Annotated in this window: 5 protein-coding genes; 4 read left to right on the top strand and 1 reads right to left on the bottom strand. The window is 71.7% G+C overall.

The annotated features are described in order from the left end of the window. The 4 genes from FF041_RS13775 to fxsT form a co-directional block, all read left to right on the top strand. On the top strand, nucleotides 1-794 hold a 794-nt coding region (locus tag FF041_RS13775; protein WP_228388193.1), incomplete at its 5' end, for an aKG-HExxH-type peptide beta-hydroxylase. Between the two features lie 265 nt (nucleotides 795-1,059). Then, a complete protein-coding gene (locus FF041_RS13770; protein ID WP_153523112.1) occupies nucleotides 1,060-1,713 on the top strand; it encodes a TIR-like protein FxsC in 654 nt (217 codons plus the stop codon). A gap of 1 nt (nucleotide 1,714) precedes the next feature. Beyond that, complete coding sequence (fsxC, locus tag FF041_RS13765) at nucleotides 1,715-2,941, top strand: FxsC protein (protein WP_153523111.1); 1,227 nt, start codon at nucleotides 1,715-1,717, stop codon at nucleotides 2,939-2,941. Continuing rightward, on the top strand, nucleotides 2,938-6,945 hold the full coding sequence (gene fxsT / locus FF041_RS13760) for an FxSxx-COOH system tetratricopeptide repeat protein (RefSeq protein ID WP_153523110.1): 4,008 nt from the start codon (nucleotides 2,938-2,940) through the stop codon (nucleotides 6,943-6,945). Before fsxC ends, fxsT begins: the two co-directional genes overlap by 4 nt. 12 nt (nucleotides 6,946-6,957) lie before the next feature. Here fxsT and FF041_RS37850 read toward each other — a convergent pair. Further along, nucleotides 6,958-7,449, bottom strand: a 492-nt coding sequence (locus tag FF041_RS37850; RefSeq protein WP_407698154.1) for an alpha/beta fold hydrolase, incomplete at its 5' end; no start/stop codon positions are given.

Genomic DNA, 7,449 nt, shown 5'->3' with positions numbered 1-7,449 from the left:
CCGCCCGGACCGCCGGGACGCTGGCGCTGACCGTCCCGCTGCGCCGGGGCGCCGTACAACTGCCCGGACTGGGCCGGCTGGTGACCGGCCCCAGGGCCCCCGCCCCGGTCATCGCCGTCGAAGACGGCCGTATCACCGCCGACGGCAGACCGCTGGACGCCCTCCCCGGCCAGGTCCGCTGGCAGCCGCTGCGCCATCTGGAGGCCGACGGCATCCGGGTGGCGCTGGAGGACACCGACCCCTACCGGGGCCCCGGCCCGACCGGACCGGCGCCCCGGCTCAGCGGCCGGGAGCACGCCGGCTGGCAGCGGGCGTTCCGCGACGCCTGGGCGATCGTGCGCGACCGCCACCCCCGCCATGCCGAGGGCCTCGCGGCGGGGCTGACCTCCCTCGTCCCGCTCCCCGCCCCGCCCGGGCCCGCCGTGGCGGAGAGCTCGCGGCACGCCTTCGGCGCCCTCGCCCTCTCCCCGCCGCCCACCGCCGAGGCGTTCGCCGTGCTGCTGGTCGAGCACTTCCAGCGGATGAAGCTCGCCGCGCTGGAGGATCTGTACGATCTGCTCGCACCCGGCGGCGGCCGTCACCGGGTGGCCTGGCGGCCCGACCCCCAGCCGCTCGACGCGGTGCTGGCGGGCGCGTACACCCGGCTGGCGCTCGCCGGCGGCAGCCGCGCCCGCGCCCGGGCGGTGCTCGACGCCCTCGACGTCCTGGAGGAGTCGGGCGCGGCCACCGCGACCGGCGGACGCCTGCTGAGAGCCATGCGCGCCGGCGCGCTCACCCCGGCAGGGCCCGAGTGAGCGCCCGGACCCCGGTGCGCGTCCCCGGGGCCGCCGCGCCCGCCGGAGCACGGCCGCGCGGACGGCCCGCCCCCGTCCCCATGGGCCGGCGGGTGCCGGAGCCCTTCGCTCCGGTACGTCGTGAAACGGCCTCCGGGGCAACTCGCCGGTGCCAACCACTAGTACCCGTCGCGGGTTTCGCGCTCCAATGGGACATTCAGCGCCGCCGTGGAACCCGTCGTGTGTTCCACGGCCGGCGGGCGGCTGTCGCGGGGGAGGCGATGCCATGACCCATCCGTTCGCCTCCTCGCAGGCGCCCATCAGCCGGGACCCGTACTTCTTCCTCAGCTACGCGCGCATCCCGTCCACCGAGGAGGAGCGCAGCCGCGAGCACCCGGACCAGGATCTGGTCGACTTCCACCGGGAGTTATGCCGGCACATCATGCAGCTGACCGACCACGACGGCAGCGAAGCGCCCGGCTTCCTGGACCGCAGCATGGGGATCGGCGCCGACTGGGAGCGCAATCTCAAAACGGCCCTGGCGACCTGCCAGGTCTTCGTCCCCGTCTACACCAAGCGGTACTTCTCCCGCGAGTGGTGCGGCAAGGAGTGGGACGCCTTCGCCCGGCGGCAGGCCCGGCAGCATCTCACCCGGCCCTACACCGTCAACGCGATCGTCCCCGTCCTCTGGCTGAGCCCCGGGCATCTGAATCTGCCGCCGGTCGCCGAGGCCGTCCAGTACATCCACCCCGACCTCGGGACCTCGTATCTGAAGATGGGCCTGTACGGACTGCGGGAGGCGGGGTACGCCATCCAGTACCGCCGCGCCGTCTGGGGAATAGCCCAGACCATCGTCAAGGTCGCCCAGCAGGCACGCCTCGACCCCTGCGATCCGGAGCTGTTCGACGACCTCCGCAACGTCTTCGAGGAGGGACCGTGAGATGCCGCTCTTCTTTCTGAGCTACGCCCGCATCCCGGGCGACCGGCGCAGCGGGCCCGACCCCGACCGGCTGGTCTTCGACTTCTACATGAGGCTGCGCAACCGGGTCGCGGCCTACGCCGGGGTGAGCGGACCCGACGCCGGATTCGTCGAACTGCCCGGCACCACCGGCGAGGAGGTGGCCGAGGCGCTCTCCCGCTGCCGGGTGTTCGTACCGCTCTACTCCAAGCGGTACTTCACCGATCCGCAGTGCGGACGGCAGTGGACCTCGGTCACCCGCGGGGCCGCGCCGGCCGCCGCGCCGCGGATCGTCCCCGTGCTGTGGACGCCGTATCCGGCGACTTCGGTGCCGCAGGCCGTGCAGGAGACCCCCGCCGTCCCGGAGAGTGCGGCGGACGGGGAGGACGGCTACGCCACCATGGGGCTGCACCAGCTGCTCGATCTGGAGGAGGGCCAGGCCCAGCAGGTCGTCGAATGGCTCGCGCGCCGGATCGTGGCGACCGCGGCCGGGGCCCGCCCGCACGGCGATCCCGACCCCGCCGCGCTCGCCCGGCTGCCGGACGCCTTCGCGACCCTGCCGCCGAGCCCTCCGCTGCGGATCACCGTGCTCGCGCCGTCCGAGGGGCGGCTGCCGATAGGGCGTGAGCCCTCGCGCTACGGACCGGACCCGCTCGACTGGAGCCCCTATGGGCCGGTCGCGGGCGGCCCGGTCGCCGAACAGGTCAGGGAGCTCGCCCGGAATCTGCGCTTCGACCCGGAGGTGGTCTCGTTCGACAAGGCGCTGGTGGAGCTGCGCGGAACCGGCACACCGGCCGCGCCCTGGATCCTGATCGTGGACCCCTGGGCGCTCCAGGACGCTGAGGCGGCCCGTCAGGCGGGGGCGTTCGACGCGGCGCACCGGCCCTGGACGGCGGTGCTCACCGCGCTCGCCGACGACGACCCGCAGACGAAGGAGCATTCCGAACGTCTGCGCGGGCTACTGGAATCCACCTTTCCGCGCTTTGTTCGTGAGGGAAGAATAGGACAGCAGACGGCCGTTCGCGGACTGGGCGCGGCGGACACATTCGCCCAATGGTTCTGTGAGTTGGTCGAGTCCGTCTACATGCGATATCTGCGATACATTCAGCCGCGATCATCCCTGGGGAGTTCGGACCGGGGGATCGGTCCGGGGGCCGACGGGGGCGGATCCGGTACCGACGAGGGCGGCGGCGCGGAGGCAGGGCGATGACCGGTGGACACGCGGGCACAATCATCACGTTCTATTCGTACAAGGGCGGCACGGGCCGGACGATGGCGCTCGCCAACACCGCCTGGATCCTGGCGTCGGCGGGCCGCCGGGTCCTGGTCGTCGACTGGGACCTCGACGCCCCGGGCCTCGACCGCTTTCTCCATCCCTTCCTCGACCGGGACCGGCTCGCCACCACACCCGGGGTGCTCGACCTGGTCAGCCGCTTCAACCAGTCCCTGCTGGAGCGCATGAGGGTCGTCGAGACCCCCTACGACACCTCCTGGGGCGCGGAGCGGTCGGCCGAGGACGACGACGCCCCCACGGCGGACGTGGACGACGACTGGGTCGCCGAGCGGGCCCGGTTCAATCACTGTGTGATTCCGGTCGTCTGGGAATTCCCCCGGAACGGGCGGCTTGACTTCCTCCCGGCCGGCACCAAGAACAAGGGGTATCTCAGCGCGTTCTCGCAGTTCGACTGGAAGCCTTTCATGGAGGGCCCGCGGGCCACGCAGTTCATCGAGGCCGTCAAACGGGAGTTCGTGCAGAATTATGATTATGTGCTGATCGACAGCCGTACTGGCCTCAGCGATATCTCCGACATCTGTACGGTCAATCTGCCGCACACCCTGGTCACCTGCTTCACCCCCAGCAGCCAGAGCATCGACGGCGCGGCGGCGGTCGCCGAACGCATCGAGGCGATGTACGGGAACCGCAACATCCGCATCCTGCCCGTACCCATGAGGGTCGAGGACACCAACGGCCAGGCCGACCGGCTCGACGCCGCCCGCGCCCAGGTGAGACTGCGGTTCGGCAGACTGCTGGAGCGCCACAGCGGCATCCCCCCGCACGACTACTGGGGACGAGTCGAGATCCCCTACCGGCCCGCGTACTCCTACGAGGAGCTGCTCGCGCCGTTCCGCGACGCGTCCGGCAGCCACTCCTCCCTCCTGGCCGCCTACGAACGCCTCACCGCGGTGGTCTCCGACGGCGACGTGACCGCGATGCCGCGGATGGAGGAGAGCACCCGGCAGCGCTATCTCGACCTGTTCACCCGGCGGCGTCCGCTGGACGTCTCCGACGTCTACATCAGCTACGTCCCCCAGGACCGCACCTGGGCCGAGTGGATCCGCTCCATCCTCGAAGCCTCCGAGTTCCGCGTCCATCTGGCCGAGGGCGGCGAGGACGAGGGCGCGCGGCTGAAGACCGAGACCGAGCGCGGAGTGGAGTCCACCTCCCACACCCTCGCCGTGCTCTCCGCCGCCTATCTGCGCTCCTCCCGCTTCCGCGCCACCTGGGAGACCGTCTTCTCACCCGACCGGCTCGGCAACCGCCGCAATCTGGTGCCCGTACGCGTCGAAGAGGTCGCCCTGAGCGCCCCCTTCACCGCGCAACTCGTCGACCTCACCCGCTGCGCCACCGAGGACTCCGCGCGAGGGGCTCTGCTGCGGGCCTTCGACGTGGTCCCGGAGCCGCGCTCACGCGCCCACTTCACCGGCGCGGACCGGATGGCGCCCCGCTACCCCGGCGCGGAGCCGCCCGTCTGGTCGGTCCCGCTCCGCACCACGTCGTTCACCGGCCGCACCGAGCTGCTGGAGACCATCAGGGAACACCTGCGGACCGGTGACCAGACCGTGCTGCTGCGCGGCATGGGCGGGGTGGGCAAGACCCTGCTGGCCCAGGAGTTCGCCCACCGTTTCAAGGGCGACTACGACGTCGTCTGGCACATCCAGGCCGAACAGCGCAACCTCGCGGTGGAGCAGTACGCGGCGATGGCCCCCCGCCTCGGAATCACCGGGCACAAGAACCCCAGCGACACGGCGCGGGCGGTCAGCGACGCCCTCGACCGGGGCGAGCCCTACCACCGCTGGCTGCTGATCCTCGACAACGCGGACGACGCCGAGCTCATCACCGATCTCCTGGCCCGGGGCCGCTCCGGACACACCATCGTCACCGGACAGCGCTCCGAAGGGTGGAGCCGGCACGCCGAGATCGTCGAGGTGGGGGTCTTCACCCGCGCCGAGAGCGTCAGCCATCTGCGCCGCCGGCTGCCCGACATCGGGCCGGACGAGGCCGACCAGCTCGCCGCCGAACTGGGGGACCTGCCCATCGCCGTGGAACAGGCCGCGGCCGGCATCAAACAGACCGGGCTGGGCGCGCGCGAGTACATCAGACTGCTCCAGAAGCCGACCTCGGGCAGCGGCGCACCCCACGACGGCGACGAGGTCCACGATCTCACCAAGGCCACGGGCGGCACCTGGGACTTCGCGATCGGCAGGCTGCGGCAGAACTATCCCGCCGCGGTACGACTGCTCCAGCTCTGCTCGTACTTCGGCCCCGAGCCCATCTCCATGGATCTGCTGGAGGGCGTCGAGATCGCCCGGTCGCTGGGCGGCGGCCGTACCGTCTCCCGCGCCTACCAGGAGCTCAGCCGCTTCGCCCTGCTCCGCGTCGACCGCAAGGCCCGCTGCGTCCAGGTCCACCGGCTCGTCCAGCGCTCCATGCGCGGCAGGATGGACGAGGACGAGCAGCGCGACGCCCGCCATATGGTCTACCGGGCGCTGATCGCCGCCCGGCCGGGCAAGGACGACCCGGAGGACCCGAACACCTGGGACCAGTACCGGATCATCTGGCCGCATCTGGGCACCCCCTGGGCGCTGACCACCGCCGACGACGGGATCCGGGAGCTGATCGTGGACCGGGTGCGCCAGCTGCGCCGGCGCGGGGAGCTCGCCCAGGCCCTGGAGCTGAGCGAACGCTGTGTCGAGGGCTGGACCGCCGCGGGCGACCCCGATGAGCGCTGGACCCTCCATATGCGGTTCCAGATCGGCAACATCCTGCGCGTCCAGGGCCGTTACGAGGAGTCGCTCGCGCTGAACACCGCGGTGCTGGAGCGGCAGCTCGACATCCTCGGCGACCAGGACGACCAGCATGTCCTGATGACCACCAGCAGCATCGCCGCCGATCTCCGCGGACTCGGCCGGTTCACCGAGGCGCTGGAGTACGACCGCGAGACCCACCGCCGCTACAGCGAGGTCTACGGCGACGACCATCCCCGTACCCTGACCGCCGCCAACAACCTCGCGGTCTCGCTGCGCGCGTCGGGCGACTACTACCGGGCCCGCGACCTGGACCGCAGAACGCTGGAGACCCGCGAGGAGATCCTGCTCCCCGACCACCCCCTCACCATCGAGTCGGCCGTCAACCTGGGACGCGATCTGCGGGACTGCGGGGACTACGCCGCCTCCGTCGCCCTGCTCAAGCGCGCTCATGAACGCTGTCTGCGCAATGTCGAGCTGACCGAGGGCGCGCCGACGGTGCTCAACACCGTCAAGGGGCTCGCGGGCTCCCTGCGCGGTGCGGGCAAGCCCGCGGAGGCCGAGCAGTTCACCCGCTATGTGCTCAAGCACATGCCCGGCGACGACGGGGGAGACTCCCCCGAACGGCTGCTGATCGAGATGAACCTCGCCGCCGATCTGATGGCGCTGGAACGGTACGAGGAGGCGCTGGATCTCCTGCGCCGGGTGCTCGAAGGGCTCCGCCGCAGCCTGGGGGAGAGGCACCCGTCCACCGTGGCCGCCTCCGCCAACTACGCGGTCCATCTGCTGCACTGCGATGAGCCCCTGGAGGCGGAGGCCCTGCTGGAGCGGGCCGTGGACTCGTTCACCAAGCTCCTCGGCGAGAGCCATCCGCATGTCCTGGCCTGCCGGGTCAATCTGGGCAGCGCACAGGCGGCGCGCGGGCGGCGCGAGCAGGCCCGCCGTACCTATGAGGCGGCCTTCGACCAGCTGCGGGAGGTGCTGCGCTCCAGCCATCCCTCGACACTGGTGTGCGCGGCCAATCTCGCGGTCGTCCTGCGGGAACTGGGCGAGGAGAGCGCGGGGGAGACCATGCGCGACGGGGTGCTGGCCGAAATGGTCAAGCAGCTCGGCGCGGACCATCCCCGGACCGTGGCGCTCCAGTCCTGGCGGTGGTCCGGACTGGAGCTGGAGCCGCACCCCATCTGAGCGACGCGGCTCTCAGCCGCCGGTACGGGCCTGGTCGCGGACCCAGGCCAGGATCGGCGGCAGCGCCGGAAGCGCCGCGAAGTGCGCGGCGGAGGGCTGAAGCACCGCGCGCGCCCCCGGAATGCGCTCCGCCAGCCAGTGGAAGTGGCTCACCGGCGCGAACACATCGTGCTCTCCGTGCCAGAGCAGCACCGGCACACCCTCGATGCTCTGCGGGGCGAAGCCCCACGGCTTGCGGAAGGAGACGAGATCGTCCACCCATCCCATCGGCGCGGCCGGCCCGTCCGGCTCGTCGGGCCCCGCGGTCTTCGCCTCACCGGACTCGCCGACCGCGGAGAGGTAGTTGAGCATCAGCAGATCGCGGATGCCGGCGTCCTCGACGACCCTGCGGTCCACATCGGGCATCTCGGTGGTCAGCGAGTTCAGCAGCGAGGAGGGGTCCTTGCGGATGGCGTCCGCGTTCCGTGCGAGGAGCGCGCCCACCTGGGTCAGGTCCGGGGAGTG

Origin of the sequence: Streptomyces jumonjinensis (assembly GCF_009600885.1) — a bacterium.
GTDB classification, from domain to species: Bacteria; Actinomycetota; Actinomycetes; order Streptomycetales; family Streptomycetaceae; genus Streptomyces; species Streptomyces jumonjinensis.
Note: the sequence above shows the minus strand (reverse complement) of the source record. Positions and strands in the feature narration are given on the sequence as shown.